Raw genomic sequence first — 23,184 nt, 5'->3', positions numbered from 1 at the left:
TGTTATTTCGCCTCCTTCATCTTCGAATCATTAGGATATTGAATTCTTGAGTGATAAATTCCTTTTAGTGTCTCACATATGACTAATTTCATTTGTTCTAATTCTTTAAAGGTCAATGTGCTTTCGTTTAATTGTCCATCTAATAATCGATCTTCGAATATAGAGGTTACAATCTTTTCGATTTCTTCTTGTGCTGGATTCGCTAACGAACGAACTGCCGCTTCGATCGAGTCACAAATGGATACAACTGCTGCTTCCTTCGTACATGGTTTTGGTCCTTCATAGCGAAAATCTTCTTCCTTGACATGTTCGCTACGCTCTTTAGCCTTATAATAAAAATATTTTAACAGCGTCGTTCCGTGATGCTGTTGTGCAATGTCGATGATTTCTACTGGCAGCTTATTTTGCTTTAATAATTTTGCGCTGTCTAACGGATGATGTAAAATGATTTCCGCACTCTGATAAGGGTCCAAATAATCATGCGGGTTTTTCATCCCCATCTGATTTTCGATAAAATAATGAGGACGTATCGTTTTACCCAAGTCATGATAGTAGGCTGCTACTCTTGCAAGCAGTCCATTAGCTCCGATTGCTTCACAGGATGCCTCACTTAAATTCGCAACCATGATACTATGATGGTAAGTGCCAGGTGCTTCAATTAATAATTTCCTTAATAATGGTTGATTTGGACTTGATAAAGCCAATAATTTTGTATCAGATAATATTCGTAAACCTGATTCAAAAAACGGCAACATTCCAATCGTTAATATGGTTGCTAACATTGCTGAAAAAAAGCCGTAACCACTAAATGTTACGTAATCTATCCATGCATATTTTTCAAATGACAAGAATAAAAATAAACAGATTGAAACCATGTTTACGACAGAGGTAACTAATCCACTCTTAATAATAGAGCTCTTATCCTTAATTTCGGATAGAAAAAACGTCCCTGCCAATTGAGAAAATAAGATATAAATTCCAGCTTCCATATTCAGCAAACCTGGAATATTCGAATTAAAAATAACACAGCCCATAATAGCATAATAAATGGACATGACTAGTGCCATTCGTTCATTTATTAATATTTTTAGTAACATGGACACCGCAGCAACTGGCGTCACATAATATAACGGATTGGTTGAAGTGGCATACACACTGACTACCTTCATCATTACCATGATAAAAATACTCAAAGCTGCAATTGCCATTAATTTACGAGCATTTAAACTGGACTGAATATCCTGATAGCGACATTCTAAAAAAATAAATAAACCAATTAATAGTATTAATAAACACAAGCCGATTAGCGGATAATAATTACGTTCTTCGTGTAATAGTCCTGCAACCTCTAACTGTTCATAGATATCATTTGTAATTAATTGACCTTCTTCCACCAGTACTTCTCCTGCTTGTATCATAACAGGTTCTACACTGTTTCTCGCCTGTTGCTGTGCCTGATTTGTTTCGTCTGCTGAGAAGAAAGAATTTGGCTTGATACTGACGGCTATTAATGGATTTAATGCCTGTACAAAAGAATAATCCAAAGTGGAGAATGAAAGCTTTTGCTGCACAGTTTGTATCGCTTGTTCGACTTCTTCTGATTTGATCCCACTATGATAAACATCATATAGCCCTGTTGAGATTAATTCTTTTGCCAATACACGGTCTTCATGTGAAGCTTGGAACAACGTTGTAAGCGAATCTGTGTCTACCGCTTCCATTATATCGTCTTGTACGAGTCCTTCGAGGTAAGTAATTCTATCAGATATGTCGGCCAAATTAGATTGTTCCTCATCGATATCAACCTGTCCACTCTCTATTTTATTAATAGCATCAAACATTTCATTAATATATGTAACTTGCTCTTCCACGACTTCTTCTGATATTTCATAATGATCCTCAACTGACTGAACCACTTCTCTAATCCGTCTCTCAGTTTCTTTTGTATTTTCTATCGTGATAGGGGATCGAATCGTCTCTTTCGCAACAGCTAATTTCTCAAAATCGTAGGTTTCGGATTGCACGTTTTGAAAACTGACAAGCAAAAAAACAACTGCAATTACCGAGCAGTTAGCTATCAGTTGATGAATGCGGTGTTGAGAAAGAGAGGTGACAAATTGTTTCCAGACCGAAATTCGTTTCAAGACCTTCGACCCCCTATCTTATAAAATCAATAGTTGCCATAAAAACTTACGAATGTATGCGCAAGCTTTTATGGCCCATATACTTCTTAATGCTCGTATGCTTCAATAATTTTTTGGACAATAGGATGCCGAACTACGTCAGACTGTGATAAGTAGACGATACCGATCCCTTTCAAACCTGCTAATTTATCTTTTGCTTCTGTTAACCCTGATAGTACGCCTTTTGGTAGGTCAATTTGAGTAACATCCCCTGTAATAACCATCTTCGAACCGAAGCCTAACCTTGTTAAAAACATTTTCATTTGAGCGTTGGTTGTATTTTGAGCTTCATCAAGTATGACAAAAGCATCATCAAGTGTTCTTCCACGCATATAAGCAAGCGGCGCTATTTCAATAGTACCTCTTTCTATCAAACGCAAAGTGTGTTCTGTTCCAAGAACATCGTGCAATGCATCATATAAGGGACGTAAGTATGGATCTACTTTTTCTTTTAAGTCACCAGGCAGGAAGCCTAAGCTTTCACCCGCTTCGACAGCTGGTCTTGTCAATATAATTCGTTTTACTTTTCCGTTCTTAAGAGCATGTACAGCCATTACAACAGCTAAATATGTCTTCCCTGTACCTGCAGGGCCAATACCAAATACAAGGTCATTCTGTTTCATCGTTTGCAAATAATGTCGTTGTCCCAGTGTCTTGACTCGAATGGATTTTCCATTAGCTGTTTTGGTAATCTCATCTTCAAATAAAGTTTCTAATTGATTGATTTTACCTTTCTTTGCTAAATCAACGGCATAAATAACATCCCGCTCACTAATGGAAATTCCTTTGCGGATAATACCCAGCAGCCCATTTAATACATCCTGTATGATGGATATATCAGTATCGGTTCCTGACACACTAATTTGCTCGCCACGTGATGTAATAGATACCTGTAATTGTTCTTCTAATTGTTTCAAGTGACGATCTTCCGTGCCAAAAAGACTTAACGCCTCATTCGGATTTTCTATTTGTAAATCAATCATTTTTAGGTCTTCTGTCATAATCAATCTCCTTGACTCAATGGTTGTTTCTTTGCAATATCCTCTAGTACAGTAAAATATAAAGTTAATTTTACTTTACCATTCTCTACCGTTTCGTGCAAAACTTTTTCCTCCTTAATTTCTGCTTCTTGCGAAATTTGACTTCGCAATTCTCTTCTTGCTTGTTCTAAGGCAATTTCTTTTGCTTTTTTCTCAGTTAGTTGTTCTTTCTTTACTTCTTTTTGATAAATAGTTTGTTCAACATAAGTGATGGGCAATTTCCATTTCAAGAAATAAAATTCCTTTTGTTCAACATCCATTTGGTAGTCCTTGAATTCCGGCTTTTTAAAATTCCAAATTGGGATTAAATAGTTGTACATATGAACATAATGCTTTTTCTCTGATATTCCATTAAGTACAGCATATTCATTATTTAAAGGAACAGTGACTTCGCTCTTATACCAAACTTCGGCAATCACTTCCCCATCAGCAGCAACCGGATTGGACTTATTTGGCTCATCGTCTTCATCCTCATCTTCTGACTCGTTCAGAAATGCTGATACAAGAGTATCCCCTTGATAAACCACATCATTAGGCTGTACGAGGGGTTGTCCTTTTTTTACATATAAATCGACAATAACACCTTCTTTTGCAGCAACCAGGTGTCCTACAGCTTCCTCTTCTTTTTTCTCAACAGTTGTTTTCTCCACTCCTTCAAGGTGATATGCTGAGCCATTCTTCTTTACACCTATCCACAACAGCTCGGGAACATCTGCTAATAAACGTTGTTGTAATGTGCCAGGAGAATCAACGTTCCACTGTAAACTGCCTCTTTCAAGTCCATATTCCTCCATCTGGATCTTGACTTTCCTTTCTAATTCCTCATCAAGGCCAACTACGTCGATTTTCCAGACAACGTTAGATAATAAAAATATAACAGACAAAGCAATCGCGATACTGATCAAAAATGGTTTTTGATAAACTAATTGGCGAAGAAAAAAAGGTAACCCCATTCGGTCTTTAAAATATATTTTATATATGGATTTCCTTCTTACTGCTCTTAGTTTGGGCAAATCCGATAATTTTATTTTTCCTGTCGAAGTAGTTGAGTCTTTTTTTTGTATGTCCCAGGACGGAATGTCATACCTTGCACACATGTCAAAGAAATGTTCTGGATATTGTCCTTTAATTTCTATTGTTATATAACCTGCCAGCCAATTTTTGCGATGGAAAAACATAAGACTTTCCCTCCGATATTAAGCTTTATCTTTTTCAAAGGTAACATCTTGAATCTTACCCTCTAACAATATATCTTTATCAATCATCATTTTTAATACAAATTCATCCCCTTTGACTCTGACAAATCCTTGATGTACTTTTAAGAGCAGCTCCTGGGATGAAAATACTACTAGTCCTTGATGATTTTCTATGTATGCATGAATAGAACCAATCATGGTAATTCGAGGTAATTCAAGTGTCACTTCAGAAGGCAAATCAAATGTACGTGTTAAAGCTCTCATAAATTTTTCTTTCATTTTTTTCACAATACAAATGCCTCCCCTCATGTCTATTCTATGAACTTAAATAGATTTCAGAACAGTTTAGGTGAAAGTTCAGTTGATAAATCAAGCACGAAAGCAATATTCCAGCGCAATATTTATTTCAACATAAAAAAACTGTGATCAACCAGCCAAACAAAACTAAATAAGGATATATAACTTCGTTTAATACGGATTATGTTAACTAGCAGTTTAAAGGTAATTTTGAAATGATTCATGTACTGAGATACCGCTCCGGCCAACTACTCCGCGTCCTGCGGGGAGTGGTTGGCCAGCGCTAATATTTAGGCTCTACAAATAAGAAATGAGGTAGTAATTATAAGAATAAGCCATTTTACATCTTTAATTGCCCCTAATGCTGTTTTAGCATGAAAAAACCGAATGGATTAGACCATTCGGTTTTGACTATCGGTTGATTCTTGTATTATTTCTGTTTTGATATGCTCGAGGTGGGCCAAGTACTTCTGCCATGATTATTCCTTGAGCAATACCTTTTTTATTAAGATTTTTCGCAATGGAAAGTGTGACCTCTTTTTCTGTTTGTTGCTTTTTCGGTCTGGATAAAGGCTTATCTTTTAATGCATTGTGCTCACCTAATGGCTGTTCACTTTGTTCCTGCGAAGCACCTGATTGGCCAAGTTTTGCCTTTAACTTCTCCATTTGCTGCTCTTTTTGCTGAGCAAATGTAGTATCCAATTCGGTAGATACCTCTTCAGACCTTTCACTTATCGTCGGCTTACTCTGCTGCATAGTTGAAGGGTTAACAGGCTTTGCAGGGCTCTGCTTTTGTTTCTGCTGCTCTTTTTGGTCTGACTTGCCAAGACCAAATAACCAAACAACAACAGCTATAATCGGGACGATAAAACTTAGAATCTCATTCATTTTTCATCATCCTTTCTTTGTTGCGGATGAATTTTTCATTAACTGCGATTTTCGTCTTCCTCATTGTCCGTGTCAGTTAATTTTCCGATGGAATCACGCATATCAGTATCTGCATTAATATTTTTATAATTCATATAATCCATTACACCCATATGACCAGAACGTAATGCTTCTGCCAATGCTTGTGGTACTTCTGCTTCTGCTTCTACTACTTTTGCACGCATTTCTTGCACTTTTGCAACCATTTCCTGCTCTTGAGCAACCGCCATTGCACGACGCTCTTCGGCTTTAGCCTGCGCAATATTCTTGTCAGCTTCTGCTTGATCTGTCTGTAGGATTGCACCAATGTTTTTACCAATATCTACATCAGCAATATCAATCGATAAGATTTCAAACGCTGTACCAGCATCTAAACCTCGATTTAAAACATTATGTGAAATCGAATCCGGGTTTTCCAATACTTTTTTATGATCTTCTGAACTACCAATCGTACTGACAACACCTTCACCTACACGGGCGATTACCGTGTCTTCACCAGCACCACCAACGAGTCGGTCAATGTTAGCACGTACCGTAATTCTTGCCTTTGCTTTCACTTCGATACCATCCATGGAGATACCGGCAATAAAAGGTGTTTCAATAACTTTTGGATTTACACTCATTTGAACTGCTTCAAGTACATCACGACCCGCAAGGTCAATCGCAGCACAGCGTTCAAAGCTTAATTCAATGTTTGCTCGTTGCGCAGCGATTAGCGCATTGACAACTCGATCGACGTTACCTCCAGCTAAAAAATGACTCTCGAGCTGATTTGTTGTGACATCAATCCCAGCTTTGTGCGCTTTGATTAGGGGATTAATAACACGGGACGGTACAACCCTTCTTAAACGCATACCCACTAATGTAAAGATACTAACTTTCACGCCAGCTGCGAGTGCACTAATCCACAGCATCACCGGGATAAAGGTAAATAATACCGCTACAGCAATAACAATTAAACCAATAATAATGATTGGAAAAATTACTTCCCATTGTTCTGACATAATACATTCCTCCTCAATAAATTATGATTTGATTTTTCGTACAACTATCCTTGACCCTTCGACTTTCACAATAGTGATCGGACTGTTCACTTCAATAAAACTACCCTCGGAAACGACGTCCAATCGTTCTTCACCAAATTCAGCAGATCCAGCAGGTCTTAATGGTGTAACCGATATGCCTTCCTGCCCTAGTAACTCGTTACGATTGACAGTCGAAACATACCCTTGTTCGGTTCTCGTCGCATCCTTTAAAATAACGTGGCGAAACGCACCTTTCTCCAAACCAATAGTTTTAAAAAGAATCACAGAGACGATTATACTAGCAATCAGCGCAATAGCAATACTGAGCGTCATATTTCCCACATCATCCGTGGACATAAACAAAGCCCCCACTATTGCGCCCACACCAATAAAACCAAGTATTCCTCCTGGTGCAAAAATCTCGATAATAATCAAGACAATGCCAATAATAAGTAATACAATCGATTCATAGCCAGCTAATCCGGCTACGATATGTCCATAAAAATACAGTACTAAGGAGCCAAGTCCAATCGATCCAGGAATACCAAATCCAGGGGAATATAATTCCACAATTAAGCCAATGCTTGCTAATGACAATAAGATTGGTACTACAACTGGACTTGTAAGAAATCTGGCAAGCACTTCTGCCGCAGTAGGCGCCGTTTCAACTACCTTCGCCTGGGATAAGGAAAGCTCATTTAACAAAGCGGTACGATGTGAAACAATGCCATCTGCGTACCCTACTTCCGTCGCATAGTTTGCATCCAGAGTTAAATATTTTCCTTTAGGGGCTCCATATTCCGACAGGTCTAGTTCAGCATTCGCCATAGCTTCGGCGTATAACGGATCTCTCCCTTTCGAACTGGCAGCTCCTCGCATGCTGGCAATCCAAGCTGATTGGGCTTTTTTGTCTGCAGCTGTCCCATCTGAATTAATCACACCACTTGCGCCCATACTTGTTTGTGATTTCATAAAAATATTATCGGTATTAAGTGCGATAAATGAACCCGCCGACAGCGCTTTTACCGTGATGAATGATGTTGTTTGTACATCAAGATCCTGTAAGATTTCCCCGATATTCTGTGCAGCATCAACCCGGCCGCCAGGTGTATTAATTTCAAAAATGATGTGATCCGCATTTGCTTCTGTTGCCTCTGTCGTTGTTCGGCGAATAAAAGCTTCCAAGCCTCTTTCTACTTCATTTTCAATTGGAATGATGTAAACAAGCTTACCTTCTCCGTTATCTGCAGCAAACACTTGATGGTTGTTCAGAAATACAGTTCCAAAAACAATCACCAGCATGACAGCGGTTATAAGCTTTGTAAAGATACGTTTCAATAAATGACCTCCTTCCCACTACGCCTCTACTATGTACGAATCAGCCAGGCGAAAAGTTTCAAGACGTAAAAAAAAGATGGTATCGCATTCAGATAGCTATACTAGTTTCGAACATACTGTTAAAATACATCGATGTCAAGCAACAGACTTATAAATAGTAAAAAGACCCTTAGCTTATTAATAAGCCAAGGGCCTTTATTGTTGAATGAAATCATTATGTTCGTTCTATGATAAGTTCTTCTGAACCAATTGATTCACTCTTGAGCCTTCTGCTTTACCTTTTACTTTAGGCATAAGTGCGCTCATTACTTTTCCCATGTCTTTTTTAGACTGAGCTTGAACTTCCTCGATCGTCTGAACAACAATTTTCTCTAATTCATCATCAGATAGCTGTTCAGGCATATAAGCTTGTATAATGTCAATTTCAGTTTCTAAATTGCTTACAAGATCTTCGCGTCCAGCTTCTTTAAATTCATGGAGGGAATCTTTTCTCTGTTTTAGCTCTCTAGCTAAAACGGTTAGTTCTTCTTCTTCAGACAATGCATCTTTCTGTAATTTAATGGCTTCATTCTGCATCGATGCTTTGACCATTCGAATAACACTTAATTTTTCTTTATCTCTGGCCTTCATCGCCTGTTTCATATCCTGGTTCAAAAGTTCAACGATTGCCATTATCTCATTACACCCTCTTTAAAATTTACGCTTTCTAGCTGCCTCTGATTTCTTCTTACGGCGAACACTAGGTTTTTCATAAAATTCACGCTTACGGTATTCAGACAATGTACCTGATTTAGATACACTGCGTTTGAAGCGACGAAGAGCATCTTCAAGAGACTCGTTTTTACGAACGCGAGTTGTGTTAGACATGCTAATTTCCCTCCCTCCGAAGCATACAAAAAAATAATCCCACATATGTAATCATACATATGTCTCTTTGCAATTATAATATACGTTATTAACCAGGTCAACCATTTTCACAAGAAAAGTGGCATCTTCTTGATTGCCATTTTCATGCGGGCAATGGCATTACCTATACAAATAAGTTATACCGATAATGCAGCATCATCCATGACACGGACGAAAGTACCTTCATTATATGGATACCCTGCTTTTGTGATTTTTACACGAACAATTTCGCCGATCATCTCTTTAGTACCATCGAATTTAACCTTCAAGTAATTATCTGAATAACCTACCAGCATATTAGGTTCTTCTTCATTAAATGATTCTTCAGGAATTACTTCTACTACTTCATCTTCATAGCTCTTAGCATAAGCAAGGGCTTGCTGATCCGACTGTTCAATCAACATTTGCACACGTTGATGCTTCACATCATCTTCCACCTGATTATCCATTCGGGCTGCAGGAGTACCGGTTCTTTTAGAGAATGGGAAGACGTGTAATTCTGAATAGCCGATTTCTTTTATGAAATCCATCGTTTCCTGAAATTCTTGTTCTGTTTCTCCCGGGAACCCTACAATTACATCTGAAGTAATTGCTAGATGCGGAAGGGCTTTTTGAATTTTTGCCACTCTTTTTTTGTAAAAATCAGTTGTATATTTACGCCTCATCCGCTCTAATACGGTATCAGAACCTGATTGTAATGGAATGTGTAAATGCGGTACTACTTTCTTTGATGCATCAAGTACCTCAATAACTTCATCTGTGATTTGACTTGCCTCAATTGAGGAAATACGAATACGTTTGAGTCCATCTATTTTGCTTTCAAGGTCACGTAATAATTGCGCAAAATTATATTCCTTCATGTCTTCACCGTACCCGGCAGTATGGATACCTGTAAGGACAATCTCTTTATAGCCGGCTTCCACTAGTTGACGCGCTTGTTTCAAAACATTCTCAGGCTGTCTTGAACGTAATAATCCACGAGACCAAGGAATAATACAGAAAGTACAGAAGTTATTACAACCTTCTTGTATTTTTAATGATGCACGAGTACGATCAGAGAATTGTGGCACATCCATTTCTTCAAATGTACGATTTTTCATAATATTCGATACACCGTTAATCGGTTGTCTATGTTCTTGGTGTTCTTCAATATACTGGATCATTTTTCCACGATCTTGTGTACCAACAACGACATCAACTCCTGGGATTTCCATGATTTCACCTGGAGAGGTCTGCGCATAACAGCCCGTTACACATACTACTCCCTCAGGATTACTGCGAATGGCACGACGAATAACTTGTCGACTTTTTTTGTCCCCTGTGTTCGTGACGGTACATGTATTAATCACATATACATCCGCATGATGATCAAACTCAACACGTTCATATCCTTCGGTTTTGAACTTCTGCCATATTCCTTCTGTTTCATAATGATTTACCTTGCATCCTAATGTATGAAAAGCCACTGTTGGCATTTCATCACCTCATTTCTTCAAAGTAGTAAGACAAGTTAGCAAGCACATAAAGAGGTGCTGTTTCTGTTCTTAAAATTCTTGGCCCTAACCGAATCGCTTGAAACCCATTTTGTTTCAATCTAATGGCTTCATCCTCATCGAACCCACCTTCAGGTCCGATACAAACCATCACCGACTGACCTACTTCTATCTGTGAAAAATAATGGTGTAACTTAACAGTCGGATACTGTCTTGCCGTTTCCTCATAAGCGAAAAATTTCCAATCATAAGAAGCAGACTGCTTCACAAAATCTTTAACAGACAGAACAGGATCAATGTCAGGTAACTTGTTACGGTGGGCTTGTTCGCTCGCTTCTTTTACGATTTTTTGCCATCTCGCTACTTTTTTCTGTTGTTTTTTTGCATCCCATTTAACGACAGAACGTGCCGCTTGAATTGGAACGAAGCGAACCGCACCTAACTCCGTTCCTTTCTGCAAGACAAACTCCCACTTGTCTCCTTTCGGCAATCCTTGGGCAATAGTAATGTGAACAGGTAATTCTTTCGTTTCCTCGAGCCATTCTTCCACTACTGCTACGACCTGGTTTTCATCAATGAAGGTAATCTTACACTTAGCTGCATCCTGATCGGGATGATTGGCAATGAAAGTATCCCCTTCTTGCATCCTCATCACATGAACAACATGATGAAAATCCTCATTTGTAATCTTTACCTCGTCATCATTCCAATTATTACTGTCAATAAAATAGCGTTGCATCCCATTACCTGCTTTCTTCGGGTTTTTGGGCAATGATGGAGATCCAATCTTCCATCTGATTGGTTTCAATAATCTCAAAACCAGCTTCTTCTAGTGCATTCTTTACAGCTAACTTCTTTTTTTGGATAATTCCGGAAGTAATGAAAATACCTCCAGGAACAAGTCGATCAAACGCGTCTTTTTCGAAACGCAAAATGATCTCCGCCAAAATATTCGCTACAATAACATTAGCTGTACCTGTAACATGCTGCAGTAAATTGTTTTGTTTGACCTGCATTTTATCATCCACTTTATTTACTTTAGCATTCAGTTTTGTACTTTGGATTGCAACTTCATCCAGGTCATAAGCATAAACTTTATCAGCACCTAATAGTGCAGCAGCAATACTTAAAACACCAGATCCACACCCGACATCAAAAACAGTATCTCCGTTCTGCAAATGACTTTCCAATGCCTGAATACTTAAAACAGTTGTAGGATGTGTCCCTGTTCCAAATGCCATTCCTGGGTCTAACTCTATAATAAGTTCATCTGTTGAGACAGGCTGATAATCTTCCCATGTGGGGGTAATGGTTACACGTTCCGATATTTTTGCAGGCTTATAATATTTCTTCCAGGCTGTTGCCCACTCTTCTTCATTCACTTCACTCAGTGTAATTTTGTTTAAGCCAATATCGATGTCGTATAACAATAAATTGTTAATGGCTTGCTTTATTTCGGTAACAGTCTCACCCAGAAAACTATTAACAGGGAGGTAAGCTTTTAACCGAACTCCCTCTTCCGGATAATCATCCGGATTAAGGTCATAAATTTCTCCAAAGCGACCTTCCCAAATACGTTCAAGATCCTGACGATCTTCTATTACTACGCCACTTGCTCCTGCTTCGTGAATAATATTTGAAATAGGTTCAATCGCTTCATTTGTCGTATAGATACTCAGCTCTGTCCACTTCAAGCAGATCAACTCATTTCTATCTAAAATTTGTTACTATGGTTAATTATTCGCCCTTAAAAGCACGTTTTACTCGTTGAAAAAATGTATTTTCGTGTTCGTCTGTCGGCTGATTTCCACTAATTTCATTAAATTCTCTCAACAATTCTTTTTGGCGATCACTAAGGTTTGTTGGTGTTATTACACGGATTTTAATATGTTGATCTCCATGAACATTACTTCGCACATTCGGCGCACCTTTACCTTTAAGTCTGAAGGTTTTCCCTGTTTGTGTACCAGCTGGCACCTTCAATTTCACCTTACCGTGAAGTGTCGGCACTTCAATTTCATCCCCTAATGCAGCTTGCGCAAATGTGACCGGCATTTCACAGAAAATGTGGTCACCTTCACGTTGATAAAATTCATGAGTTTTCACTTGAATAACAACGTACAGATCTCCCGCAGGACCACCATTTATACCAGGTTCCCCTTGGCCAGCAACTCGAATTTGCTGTCCTTCATCAATCCCGGCTGGAATGCTAATATGAATCTTTTTACGTGTCTTCACTTTACCTTGACCGCCACAAGTTCCACATTTGTCTTTAATTTGCTTTCCGGTACCTTGACAGTGATGGCATACTCTTCGGTTTACGACTCTACCAAATGGTGTATTTTGCTCTACATTTAGTTGTCCACTTCCGTTACAATTACTACACGTTTCAGGCTGTGTACCTGGTTTTGCACCAGAACCGTGGCACGTGTCACATTCTTCTTCTTTAGGAATTTGAATATCTGTTTCTTTTCCAAAAATGGCATCCTCAAATTCTAATGTCATCGTATATTGCAGATCGTTACCTTGACGAGGGGCATTTGGGTCTCGTCGGCGGCCACCACCGAAGAACATATCAAAAATGTCACCAAATCCACCGAAATCTTCAGCACCGCCTCCAAATCCACCAAAGCCACCTTGACCTTGTGGACCAGCATGACCGAATTGATCATATTGAGCTTTTTTCTGTTCGTTGCCCAATACTTCATAAGCTTCTTTCACTTCTTTAAACTTTTCGTCCGTGCCTTCATCTTTATTCACATCTGGGTGATATTTCCTTGCAAGTTTACGATAAGCTTTTTTAATTTCATCTTTCGATGCGTCTTTGGACACACCTAAAACCTCATAATAATCTTGTTTACTCACTGACTGATCACGCTCCCGCTCGTTTATTGCATAAACATTATCATAACATTTATTTATACTGATTAGCAAACATTATTTCACTTGTAAGAGAGTGGCACACCTACCTTCTCGCCACATTTAAATGGGCTGCAGGGTCCGCCATTTACATAGCTCCATTCTCGTTATCTACTAATATATTCATGGATTAGCAGTATGAAACGACACCTACCTCATGGAAAAAGCCAAAGCCGAGAATTCTGACTTTGACTTTTCCATCATGTTACGTGAACTATCTTATTTTTTATCTTTATCTTCGTCATCTACTTCTTCGTAATCGGCATCGACTACATCTTCTGCATTTTCTTGACCAGCATCAGCGCCGCCTTCTGTCTGCTGCTGTTGTTGTGCTTGCTCATACATTTTCACTGTTAAGTTTTGCACTTCTTGTTCTAAAGCTTCTTTTTTCTCTTTAATTTGATCTTGATCATTATCTTCTAAAGCTTTTTTCAATTCTTCTTTGACAGCTTCCGCTTTTTGTTTTTCTTCATCTGTTACACTTTCGCCAAGATCTTTTAAAGTCTTATCTGTTTGGAAAACTAACTGATCTGCTTCATTACGAAGCTCAATTTCCTCACGACGTTGTTTATCTGCTTCTGCATTTTCTTCTGCATCTTTTACCATTTGTTCCACTTCATCGTCAGATAGACCAGAAGAAGATTTAATCGTAATAGACTGTTCTTTATTCGTTCCTAAATCTTTCGCACGAACATTTACAATACCGTTCGCATCAATATCGAATGATACTTCGATTTGCGGTACACCGCGTGGAGCCGCTGGAATATCCGTTAATTGGAAACGACCTAATGTTTTGTTATCCTGTGCCATTTCACGTTCACCTTGAAGCACGTGGATATCAACCGCTGTTTGATTATCTGCTGCAGTTGAGAAAACTTGAGAATGGCTAGTTGGGATTGTTGTGTTACGCTCGATTAATTTTGTCGTAACACCGCCCATTGTTTCGATCCCTAGTGATAATGGTGTAACATCAAGTAATACAACATCTTTAACATCACCTTGTAAAACACCACCCTGGATCGCCGCACCTAATGCAACAACCTCATCTGGGTTAACTCCTTTAGAAGGATCTTTACCAATTTCTTTCTTAATGGCTTCTTGTACTGCTGGAATACGAGTGGAACCACCAACCAACAATACTTTGTCAATGTCGCTAGCAGATAGATCTGCATCACGCAATGCTTGACGAGTAGGTCCCATTGTTTTTTCCACTAAATCTGCTGATAGCTCATCAAATTTAGCACGTGTAATATTCATTTCCAAGTGAAGTGGTCCAGCATCTCCTGCTGTAATAAACGGTAGAGATACTTGTGTTTGCGCAACACCTGAAAGGTCTTTTTTCGCTTTTTCTGCTGCATCTTTCAAACGTTGCAATGCCATTTTGTCCTGAGCAAGGTCAATGCCATTTTCTTTCTTGAACTCTGCTACCATGTGGTCAATTAATACTTCATCAAAATCGTCCCCACCTAGTCTGTTATCACCTGCAGTAGATACTACTTCAAATGTACCTTCTCCAATATCCAGAATAGACACATCAAACGTACCACCACCAAGGTCATATACCAGAACTGTTTGATCTTGATCAGCTTTATCAATACCATATGCCAATGCTGCAGCAGTAGGTTCATTGATAATACGTTCTACTTCAAGTCCAGCAATTTTACCAGCATCTTTCGTAGCTTGACGCTCCGCATCATTAAAGTAAGCTGGCACTGTAATAACAGCTTTATCAACTGTATCACCTAAATAGTCCTCTGCGTATGACTTCAAATGTTGTAGAATGATTGCAGAAATTTCTTGAGGAGTGTATTCTTTTCCTTCAATTTCTACTTTATAATCTGTACCCATATGTCGTTTAATAGACTGAATCGTATTTTGGTTTGTAATTGCTTGACGTTTCGCAACTTCACCAATTTGACGTTCTCCACTTTTGAAAGAAACAACAGAAGGTGTTGTACGATTCCCCTCCGGATTCGGGATTACTTTAGATTCTCCACCTTCCATTACTGCTACACATGAATTTGTTGTACCTAAGTCAATACCAATGATTTTACCCATAACTAAAATTCCTCCTTCACATCATATGTAATTATTGATTTACTTTTACCATTGCTGGTCGAATTACTCTGTCTTTCAATTGATAGCCTTTTTGCATAGTTTCGACAATTTCGTTGGATTCAAAACCTTCTTCTTCCACTTGCATTACGGCTTGATGAAGATTCGGATTAAAATATTGACCATCTGTCTCAATTTCAGATACACCTTCATTTTCTAACACTGTCTTCAACTGACGGTAGACCATCTTTAAACCTTCTACCACACCTTTAGCTGCCTTGTCATCAATTTCAACCTGCAGGGCACGCTCAAAGTTATCGAGTACGGGTAGCAATTCAGTGACAACTGATTGAGATTTATATTTTAAGTCCGCTTCTTTCTCTTTTTTGGTTCGTTTTCTGAAATTATCATACTCTGCCTGAACCCGAAGAAGACGGTTCTGTAAGTCGTCTTTTTCAGCTTGAAGTGCTTGAATGTCATCTTCACTTACATCCGGTTGCGTCGCTGTAGCTGTTTCCTCATCACTCACCAATTCTTGTTCTGCATCTTCAATTACTTCTTCTTGTTCGTTTTGATTGATATCTTTTTCTTGCATTACTGTCACCTCCTAGATAAAAAACCATTGTATAGCTAAACATACTTTCTTAAAAGAATCAAACTTTATACACACAAGTGAAAAGAGTACGGATTCCACCATACCCTTTCACATGTTAGTACCATGAATCAAACGTCTTGCTTAATTGCTTTGACAGGACATTTAACAGTGAAACCACTCTGGAGTATTCCATTCGAGTAGGTCCTAACAAGGCGATCGTCCCAAATTGGTCCTCACCCAGTGAGTATGTGGCAGTGATTAAACTGCAATCCTGCATTGCGTCTATATGGTTTTCTTGCCCGATTACTACCTTTAACCCTTGGCCAGATGTCCGGAGCAGATTGGCCATTTCATCCTCACGCTCCATCAAGGAATACAATGATTGTATCTTATGAACATCATGAAATTCGGGCTGTAACATAATATTGGTTTTCCCATCCATATAAAGCTTCACCGGCTGTTTCTCTAGCAATGCTTCGTGCAAATAGGAATAAGTCGTTTCGAAATCAGCACTGTATCGTTGTAAAAGCTGCGCGACTTCTCCAAATAATCTATGCTGCAATTGAATAATTGGCACTCCTACCAGACGATCATTTAAAATGTTAACCAACTTCTCCAAATCAGATGACAACATCGAAGCAGGTACATTAAAATACCTGTGCTCCACATGCCCTGTGTTTGTTACCAGGATCGCGACTGCAGTACTGTTGGATAAACTGATCAGCTGTATTTGTTTTAACGTGGTATGAAACACTTCCGGACCAAGAATAATCGACGTATAATTGGTCAAATCAGACATGATTCTTGCTGATTTCTGAACAACTCTTTCAAATTCTATCATTTCCCGCTCAAACGTATGTTTAATCATATTCACGTCATGACTCGATAATCGAAAGGGTGAAATTAAATGATCGACATAGAAACGGTAACCCTTTTCTGAAGGTACCCGACCAGAAGAGGTATGGGTTTTTTCAATAAATCCCATTTCTTCCAAATCTGCCATTTCGTTTCGAATTGTAGCGGGGCTGAAAGAAATAGTTTCTTTTTTCGCAATTGCCCTTGATCCAATCGGTTGTGCCGTCTGGATGAACTCATCAATAATAACCTGCAAAATTTGTATTTGTCTATCTGTAAGCATCGATGATCACCTCTGTTAGCACTCTAATTACTTGAGTGCTAATTCTACTAATAAATTATCAAATCCATTCTTAATTGTCAATTAAGAAACACAGAAAAATGAAGATTATCAGGCTAGAACGCATTATCATCTAACAGAAAGCTTTGGAAAACTTCATTGCCAAAGGGTTTACCTTCCTCTGTCAGTTTTACAAAACTGCTGTTGACATCTATCCATCCCTTTTGTTTTAGGGTGTCCAATTCCTCGCCATATAAGTCTCTTAGCGGAATTTGATATTTTTTTTCAAAGGCACTCACAGAAACTCCTTCACTCTTTCGCAATCCAAGAAACATTTCTTCCTCAATCTGTTCCTTACGTCCAATTTGTTCAATATGAAGTATTGGTTTTCCCGAATCATTCGCAGCCTCCACATATTTCGGAAATGGACGAATGTTTATAATGCGCTCACCTGGTAAATACCCGTGAGCACCTGCACCGAAACCGAAATAATATTGGTTATTCCAATACACAAGATTATGCTGACTTTCAAACCCCGGCTTGGCAAAATTACTAATTTCATATTGATGAATGCCATTAGCACGCATTTCACTTCGAAGCAATGCATACATATCCGCCTCTATTTCTTCGGGTGGCTTCGATAGTTTTCCTTTCATATATCGCTGATAGAAGATCGTTTTCGGTTCTATTTGCAACGAATAAGCTGAATAATGCGGCAGATTGAACTGTAATGCTTCCTTTAAGGTTTTGTTGAATCCTTCGATAGATTGATTGGGGAGACTGTACATTAAGTCAATACTAATATTATCAATACCTGCTTGTACCAAGCCATTGACATTCTCATAGACATCTTTCACTCTGTGTAATCTTCCGAGTTGTTCCAACATTTCGTCATCAAGTACCTGGACACCCATGGAAATCCGGTTGACACCGTAAGCACGTAATATATTAATTTTCTCATTTGTTAAATCCCCTGGGTTCGCTTCGAAAGAATACTCGCTGACGGATGCTACATCAAAATAATGAGCAATCATTTGCACCAATTTCGTTAACTGCTTCTCATTTAATGCTGTCGGTGTACCTCCACCGACAAAAATTGTGTTCATTTTCTTTTTTGGTTTATGGATATAGGCTTTCATTTCCTTTTCTAATGCGATTAAATAATCATCTGCCATTTTTTCATCATAAAAAAACTTCGTAAAATCACAATAATGACAGATCTTTTCACAGAAGGGAATATGAATATATACGGATGAGACCACTTCTCTTTCCTCCTTTTCTTAGCTGTGACAGAAACTATGAAGGCGTACGGCAAAACCCTTGTCGACTGACAAGGGTTTAGATGGTTTACTCATCATCCATTTTTAGTACTGCCATAAATGCTTCTTGTGGAACTTCTACTGAACCAACCATTTTCATGCGTTTTTTACCTTCTTTTTGTTTCTCCAACAGTTTACGTTTTCGCGAAATATCCCCACCGTAACATTTACTTAGAACGTTTTTACGCATTGCTTTAATATTGGTTCTGGCAACAATTTTATTACCGATTGCTGCTTGAATCGGAACCTCAAATTGCTGACGGGGAATCAATTTTTTGAGCTTATCGGCTATTTGTTTTCCGCGTTCAAAAGCAAAATCTCTGTGTACAATAAAAGATAGTGCATCGATGGTATCACCGTTTAATAAGATGTCCATTTTCACTAGATTAGACGTTTTGTAACCAATCATTTCATAATCAAACGAAGCATATCCTTTCGTTTGTGATTTCAATTGGTCGAAAAAGTCGTAGACAATTTCAGATAGCGGGATTTCGTACACAACGTTCACCCGATTATCATCTAAATATTGCATATCCATAAAATCGCCGCGTTTTTTCTGACAGATCTCCATTACTGGGCCTACAAAATCATTCGGTACCATAATCGTTGCACTTACATATGGTTCTTGTACTTCTTGAACAGACTGATTATCAGGCATAAAGGATGGATTATCGATCGATACTTCTTCACCATCTGTCTTGATCACCTGATAAATTACACTCGGTGCCGTCGTGATCAAATCAATACCGAATTCACGTTCAATACGTTCTTGAATAATTTCCATATGAAGCAGCCCAAGGAAACCACAACGGAAACCAAAACCTAGAGCTTGAGAAGTTTCCGCTTCATATTGCAAGGAAGAATCATTTAACTCTAGCCTTTCGAGCGCTTCACGTAAATCATTATATTTATCTGCATCAACTGGATATAGTCCACAGAATACCATCGGGTTTAATCTACGGTAGCCTGGTAATGGCTCTGGTGCAGGGTTGCTAGCTAAGGTAATCGTATCCCCGACGCGTGTATCTCCTACATTTTTAATAGATGCCGTTAAATAACCAACATCTCCAACCGTTAGTTCATCTAATTTAATTGGTTTTGGATTAAACACACCGACTTCATTCACTTCAAATTCTTTACCGGTCGCCATCATTTTGATCTTGTCGCCAACCTTTACTGAACCTTCCTTCACACAAATATATGCGACAACACCACGATAAGGGTCATACAACGAATCAAAAATAAGGGCTTTCAACGGTTCCTCAGGATCCCCCTGTGGTTCTGGTATTCTTTCTACAATCGCATCAAGAATTTCTTCAATACCGATACCAGATTTGGCACTGGCCAAAATTGCTTCATCACCGTCAATACCAATCACATCGGTAATCTCTTGTTTAACCCGCTCCGGATCTGCACTAGGAAGGTCCACTTTATTAATAACAGGTATTATTTCAAGATCATTATCAAGTGCAAGATAGACGTTCGCTAATGTCTGTGCCTCGATCCCCTGAGCAGCATCCACAACAAGAATTGCACCTTCACAGGCCGCTAAGCTTCGAGATACTTCATATGTAAAATCGACGTGTCCTGGTGTATCAATCAAATGAAATAAATAATCGTCTCCATCATCACGGTGATACTTCAACTGTACTGCATTTAATTTAATGGTAATTCCACGTTCACGCTCTAAATCCATCGCATCCAGGAATTGCTCTTTCATTTCTCGAGATGTTAAAGCTTTCGTTTTTTCCAGAATACGATCAGCTAAAGTAGATTTTCCGTGATCAATATGTGCGATAATGGAAAAATTACGCACATTTTTTTGATTTCTAATGTTCGTCAATGTCATTCAACTCCTATATTTGACCACAATACTAGCATTGATTATAGCAGTGAAACCGTGGATGTTCAACATAAATATATGCGATTACCTATTTGGACTCATGAAAACAAACCATCTACAATTGCATACGTTGCATGGACAATCTGATTAAAAAAATGTTTGACAACCGTTTCCCCTTTATTGGCTACTGAATGGATAAATGCAGGCTCTAATTCATTTTCTGTAACACCGTTCTTTTCCACTTCCTCCATAATTGCCGCTCGATTCATCTGATCAAACTGACTAGTGGAAACTTCTTCAGATGCCTGTTCGGCTTTTGAACCTTCCGCAGTGGCAGTTTCGCCACTACGGTCAATTCCAAGATACATACCAATGGAAAAGCATATACTTAATAACAACAGATAGAAAAAATACTTCACCTTACTCATCCCCTTCTCCAGAAACTCTTTCTGCATTCCAATAATATTCACTAAAGATTTCTGCAAAAACTTCTGAGGTGTTGTACAATTCTTCCATCGTGTTATCAACACCACCGAATTCAATAGTTAAGGCGTTCTCAGATAAATCTTGGTTATATACACCGTTTCTTCCTGCTCCACCGTACATTTCAACACCACGACTTAATCCAGGGTATTCTTTATCAAGTTTGTCCTGTAATGCTTTAGCCAATGCTGCATTTTTTTCATGTTCAGGGTTGTCTCCACCGATGACAAACATCATTTTCGCGTACGATTTCCCGTTAATATCAATCGTTGTAACATCTTTTCGCATACTGTCACGATGAAGGTCGAAAATAAAGTTAACATCTTTATTGTCTGTAAGTGCCGCTTCGACTACTTCTTTAGAAGCCCGATAGGAATCCGCTGAATAGTCCCAACCTTTTTCATTCAGAATGGAGCCGATATCGGTCTTGTCCACTTGCGCTCCAATACCGAACCTTTTTAAATCTTTGGCTAACTGTTCACTTACTTTTGTAATATTCACCTCACGATGAAAGGCATCATTCGGGTCATCCGTATCAGGCAAATAAGGCAGGAAAGACTCCCGGTTGTGGGTATTATAGATAAAGACTACATTCCGCTCTCCTGTTGTTTTTTCCTGTTCTTCTACTGGTTTGTTGTCTTGCTTTTCTTCTGGTTCGGTAGCTTCTCTCTCCTCAAGTACAATATCAAGAGGAGGCGTTGATTCGACTGTTAAATTTGTATAATCGGTTCCTTCCCCAGCTATCAAAATTTGTCTGTCATACATTTCGAAACCTGGTAGTTCTCGTCCAAGTAAACTGCGAACATCATGCATGCGTACATTCGTCCCTAATTCAAACATTACCTTCCACATGTCTATCGGCGGCTTATCCTCCGGTAATGCTTCTTTAAACATCCTATTTTCCATTGACATTAACGTTAAAAAATGTTCTTCTGTAACATTGGTTGTCCATTTTTTCACTGTGTTAGATGCAACGCGATAGCTGGGATCGACACTTGTTAACATCCCAATCAAAATAAACATTGCAAAAAAAGCCGTTATAAATGATGAAATAATGATCAGTAATTTGTGCTGGGAAAAGAAATATACTCTTTTGCGAAAGCGGTTAGGTCGTTGCATAGCGTTCTCCTTCCTATCTCCTCTATCATATCTAGTAAATTCTATGATGATTCGATAGAAAGTAGAACCTTATATTACCTTGTATATTGTGCAAAATTATTAATATCTACATTTTTATGCATCGCAGCATTGATTGCTTCTGCTAGTAAATGGGCCATATCTTCTATATATCCATCCACTTCTTTTGGTGTCACCATTAAATTGTGTCCGAGTGGCGTCAGTACTTCTTGCATTAACGAACGTTTTTCCTGGTCTGAAAGAGAGCCTATCATTCCAAAAATCTTCTCCCGTTTCTCAATGGATGGAAGATCCTTATCCGTTAACGTTCTATTTCCAAATGACATACCGGAAGGTGTTAAAGATTTGGATGGTTTATCCTTCTCACGCCATTCTTTACCAATATGCTTTAGTACATAATCAATGGCATCACTTGTAATCGTTACTGCATCGACAACGGTAGGAACACCGATTGCAAACACAGGAATTCCAAGGGTGGATTCACTTAGTTCCTTTCTTTTATTACCTACTCCGGAACCTGGATGGATGCCGGCATCCGATAGCTGTATCGTGGCATTGACTCGTTCTATTGATCGAGATGCTAATGCATCGATTGCAATAACAAATCCTGGTTTATATTTCTCTATCACACCTTTGATAATGTCACTCGTTTCAATCCCTGTAACCCCCATTACCCCTGGTACAATGGTTGCTACTTTACGATAACCATCTTGAACATATTGCGGTTCGTGCACAAACAAATGATTCGTGACCAATACTTTTTCAATAGCAAGTGGCCCTAGTGCATCCGGTGTAACATTGCGGTTTCCCAGACCTACTACCAAGCCTGCTGCATCTGCAGGAATATTATTTTTGTCTAACAGCTCAATGATTTGCTTGGCAACAACTTTTGCCGTTTCTTCCTGAAGTTTAGTATCTTGTTTCTTAATGGCTTCTGAGTAGATCGTTCTGTATGAGCCTGGATTCTTTCCAATTTGTTTAGCACCATTTTCATCGACATCTACATTTGTTAAACCGATATTTCCAATTTTGTCTTCCCTAATGGTAACTCCTTCAATTTCTAGATTTTGATCTTTGTTTTGATTTTGATTAACATACATTTCTTTCGCCTCAACTGCCAGGTCTGTTCGAACTTCAAAATGTTCTTGATTTTCCAACTGAAAACACCTCTCTGCTTTTATTTTTTATAGTTTGACCGACTGAATCCAAATTGATACACGTAACGTTATTTCAGAATTAGCGACGATTTTTATTGAAAAGTAGCCGAAGCTTTGGTAAAATGTCATTTGACCT

General features: G+C 38.6%; 21 protein-coding genes. All 21 read right to left on the bottom strand.

Annotated elements, in window-relative coordinates; all coding sequences use genetic code 11:
• Positions 1 to 2: 2 nt before the first annotated feature.
• The 21 genes from MUN88_RS15245 to gpr all read right to left on the bottom strand — a co-directional run bounded on the left by MUN88_RS15245 (position 3) and on the right by gpr (position 22,991).
• Positions 3 to 2,144: an HD family phosphohydrolase gene (locus MUN88_RS15245; RefSeq protein WP_244716521.1), complete on the bottom strand. Its 2,142-nt coding sequence runs from the start codon at positions 2,142 to 2,144 to the stop codon at positions 3 to 5.
• Between the two features lie 86 nt (positions 2,145 to 2,230).
• Positions 2,231 to 3,184, bottom strand: a complete 954-nt coding sequence (locus MUN88_RS15240) for a PhoH family protein (protein WP_244716519.1) — start codon at positions 3,182 to 3,184, stop codon at positions 2,231 to 2,233.
• Between the two features lie 2 nt (positions 3,185 to 3,186).
• Positions 3,187 to 4,401, bottom strand: a complete 1,215-nt coding sequence (gene yqfD, locus MUN88_RS15235) for a sporulation protein YqfD (RefSeq protein ID WP_244716517.1) — start codon at positions 4,399 to 4,401, stop codon at positions 3,187 to 3,189.
• Between the two features lie 18 nt (positions 4,402 to 4,419).
• Positions 4,420 to 4,698: a sporulation protein YqfC gene (gene yqfC, locus MUN88_RS15230; protein ID WP_369809998.1), complete on the bottom strand. Its 279-nt coding sequence runs from the start codon at positions 4,696 to 4,698 to the stop codon at positions 4,420 to 4,422.
• Positions 4,699 to 5,127: 429 nt separating this feature from the next.
• The gene (locus MUN88_RS15225) at positions 5,128 to 5,604 is read right to left on the bottom strand and encodes a YqfB family membrane protein (RefSeq protein ID WP_244716513.1); all 477 of its coding nucleotides are present in this window, start codon (positions 5,602 to 5,604) and stop codon (positions 5,128 to 5,130) included.
• Positions 5,605 to 5,642: 38 nt separating this feature from the next.
• Entirely contained in the window at positions 5,643 to 6,647 is a 1,005-nt protein-coding gene (gene floA / locus MUN88_RS15220) for a flotillin-like protein FloA (protein ID WP_244716511.1), read from the bottom strand.
• A gap of 21 nt (positions 6,648 to 6,668) precedes the next feature.
• A complete protein-coding gene (locus MUN88_RS15215; RefSeq protein ID WP_244724563.1) occupies positions 6,669 to 7,970 on the bottom strand; it encodes an NfeD family protein in 1,302 nt (433 codons plus the stop codon).
• Positions 7,971 to 8,231: 261 nt separating this feature from the next.
• Complete coding sequence (locus MUN88_RS15210) at positions 8,232 to 8,678, bottom strand: GatB/YqeY domain-containing protein (protein WP_244716509.1); 447 nt, start codon at positions 8,676 to 8,678, stop codon at positions 8,232 to 8,234.
• An 18-nt stretch (positions 8,679 to 8,696) separates the two neighbouring features.
• Positions 8,697 to 8,873, bottom strand: a complete 177-nt coding sequence (gene rpsU / locus MUN88_RS15205; protein ID WP_018931586.1) for a 30S ribosomal protein S21 — start codon at positions 8,871 to 8,873, stop codon at positions 8,697 to 8,699.
• 176 nt (positions 8,874 to 9,049) lie between these two features.
• Positions 9,050 to 10,387: a tRNA (N(6)-L-threonylcarbamoyladenosine(37)-C(2))-methylthiotransferase MtaB gene (gene mtaB / locus MUN88_RS15200; protein ID WP_244716507.1), complete on the bottom strand. Its 1,338-nt coding sequence runs from the start codon at positions 10,385 to 10,387 to the stop codon at positions 9,050 to 9,052.
• Between the two features lie 4 nt (positions 10,388 to 10,391).
• Entirely contained in the window at positions 10,392 to 11,144 is a 753-nt protein-coding gene (locus MUN88_RS15195) for a 16S rRNA (uracil(1498)-N(3))-methyltransferase (RefSeq protein ID WP_244716505.1), read from the bottom strand.
• Between the two features lie 4 nt (positions 11,145 to 11,148).
• Positions 11,149 to 12,099 carry a 50S ribosomal protein L11 methyltransferase gene (gene prmA / locus MUN88_RS15190; protein WP_244716503.1) on the bottom strand — a complete coding sequence of 317 codons (951 nt, stop codon included), beginning with the start codon at positions 12,097 to 12,099 and terminating at the stop codon, positions 11,149 to 11,151.
• A 43-nt stretch (positions 12,100 to 12,142) separates the two neighbouring features.
• Positions 12,143 to 13,270 (bottom strand): molecular chaperone DnaJ, encoded by a 1,128-nt coding sequence (gene dnaJ / locus MUN88_RS15185; RefSeq protein WP_244716501.1) that lies wholly within the window; start codon positions 13,268 to 13,270, stop codon positions 12,143 to 12,145.
• Between the two features lie 273 nt (positions 13,271 to 13,543).
• Positions 13,544 to 15,382: a molecular chaperone DnaK gene (dnaK, locus tag MUN88_RS15180; protein WP_244716499.1), complete on the bottom strand. Its 1,839-nt coding sequence runs from the start codon at positions 15,380 to 15,382 to the stop codon at positions 13,544 to 13,546.
• A gap of 31 nt (positions 15,383 to 15,413) precedes the next feature.
• Positions 15,414 to 15,974, bottom strand: coding sequence for a nucleotide exchange factor GrpE (gene grpE / locus MUN88_RS15175; RefSeq protein ID WP_244716497.1), 561 nt, complete (start codon positions 15,972 to 15,974; stop codon positions 15,414 to 15,416).
• Between the two features lie 115 nt (positions 15,975 to 16,089).
• Positions 16,090 to 17,112, bottom strand: a complete 1,023-nt coding sequence (gene hrcA / locus MUN88_RS15170) for a heat-inducible transcriptional repressor HrcA (RefSeq protein ID WP_244716495.1) — start codon at positions 17,110 to 17,112, stop codon at positions 16,090 to 16,092.
• 113 nt (positions 17,113 to 17,225) lie between these two features.
• Positions 17,226 to 18,371 (bottom strand): radical SAM family heme chaperone HemW, encoded by a 1,146-nt coding sequence (gene hemW / locus MUN88_RS15165; protein ID WP_244716493.1) that lies wholly within the window; start codon positions 18,369 to 18,371, stop codon positions 17,226 to 17,228.
• 85 nt (positions 18,372 to 18,456) lie between these two features.
• Positions 18,457 to 20,277: a translation elongation factor 4 gene (gene lepA, locus MUN88_RS15160; RefSeq protein ID WP_244716491.1), complete on the bottom strand. Its 1,821-nt coding sequence runs from the start codon at positions 20,275 to 20,277 to the stop codon at positions 18,457 to 18,459.
• A gap of 92 nt (positions 20,278 to 20,369) precedes the next feature.
• Positions 20,370 to 20,699, bottom strand: coding sequence for a hypothetical protein (locus MUN88_RS15155; protein WP_244716489.1), 330 nt, complete (start codon positions 20,697 to 20,699; stop codon positions 20,370 to 20,372).
• The gene (gene spoIIP / locus MUN88_RS15150) at positions 20,692 to 21,873 is read right to left on the bottom strand and encodes a stage II sporulation protein P (protein ID WP_244716487.1); all 1,182 of its coding nucleotides are present in this window, start codon (positions 21,871 to 21,873) and stop codon (positions 20,692 to 20,694) included. The genes MUN88_RS15155 and spoIIP overlap by 8 nt, the downstream gene beginning before the upstream one ends.
• A gap of 74 nt (positions 21,874 to 21,947) precedes the next feature.
• Positions 21,948 to 22,991: a GPR endopeptidase gene (gpr, locus tag MUN88_RS15145; RefSeq protein WP_244724561.1), complete on the bottom strand. Its 1,044-nt coding sequence runs from the start codon at positions 22,989 to 22,991 to the stop codon at positions 21,948 to 21,950.
• Positions 22,992 to 23,184: the final 193 nt, after the last annotated feature.

This window comes from Gracilibacillus caseinilyticus, assembly GCF_022919115.1.
GTDB classification, from domain to species: Bacteria; Bacillota; Bacilli; order Bacillales; family Amphibacillaceae; genus Gracilibacillus; species Gracilibacillus caseinilyticus.
This window is presented reverse-complemented; position numbering and strand designations above follow the sequence as displayed.

Coding starts and splice junctions, on each gene's coding strand:
- MUN88_RS15240 (WP_244716519.1), bottom strand. CDS start 3,184: ATGACAGAAGACCTAAAAATGATTGATTTACAAATAGAAAATCCGAAT.
- yqfD (WP_244716517.1), bottom strand. CDS start 4,401: ATGTTTTTCCATCGCAAAAATTGGCTGGCAGGTTATATAACAATAGAA.
- yqfC (WP_369809998.1), bottom strand. CDS start 4,698: ATGAAAGAAAAATTTATGAGAGCTTTAACACGTACATTTGATTTGCCT.
- MUN88_RS15225 (WP_244716513.1), bottom strand. CDS start 5,604: ATGAATGAGATTCTAAGTTTTATCGTCCCGATTATAGCTGTTGTTGTT.
- floA (WP_244716511.1), bottom strand. CDS start 6,647: ATGTCAGAACAATGGGAAGTAATTTTTCCAATCATTATTATTGGTTTA.
- MUN88_RS15215 (WP_244724563.1), bottom strand. CDS start 7,970: ATGCTGGTGATTGTTTTTGGAACTGTATTTCTGAACAACCATCAAGTG.
- MUN88_RS15210 (WP_244716509.1), bottom strand. CDS start 8,678: ATGGCAATCGTTGAACTTTTGAACCAGGATATGAAACAGGCGATGAAG.
- rpsU (WP_018931586.1), bottom strand. CDS start 8,873: ATGTCTAACACAACTCGCGTTCGTAAAAACGAGTCTCTTGAAGATGCT.
- mtaB (WP_244716507.1), bottom strand. CDS start 10,387: ATGCCAACAGTGGCTTTTCATACATTAGGATGCAAGGTAAATCATTAT.
- MUN88_RS15195 (WP_244716505.1), bottom strand. CDS start 11,144: ATGCAACGCTATTTTATTGACAGTAATAATTGGAATGATGACGAGGTA.
- dnaK (WP_244716499.1), bottom strand. CDS start 15,382: ATGGGTAAAATCATTGGTATTGACTTAGGTACAACAAATTCATGTGTA.
- grpE (WP_244716497.1), bottom strand. CDS start 15,974: ATGCAAGAAAAAGATATCAATCAAAACGAACAAGAAGAAGTAATTGAA.
- hrcA (WP_244716495.1), bottom strand. CDS start 17,112: ATGCTTACAGATAGACAAATACAAATTTTGCAGGTTATTATTGATGAG.
- lepA (WP_244716491.1), bottom strand. CDS start 20,277: ATGACATTGACGAACATTAGAAATCAAAAAAATGTGCGTAATTTTTCC.
- MUN88_RS15155 (WP_244716489.1), bottom strand. CDS start 20,699: ATGAGTAAGGTGAAGTATTTTTTCTATCTGTTGTTATTAAGTATATGC.
- spoIIP (WP_244716487.1), bottom strand. CDS start 21,873: ATGCAACGACCTAACCGCTTTCGCAAAAGAGTATATTTCTTTTCCCAG.
- gpr (WP_244724561.1), bottom strand. CDS start 22,991: ATGTATGTTAATCAAAATCAAAACAAAGATCAAAATCTAGAAATTGAA.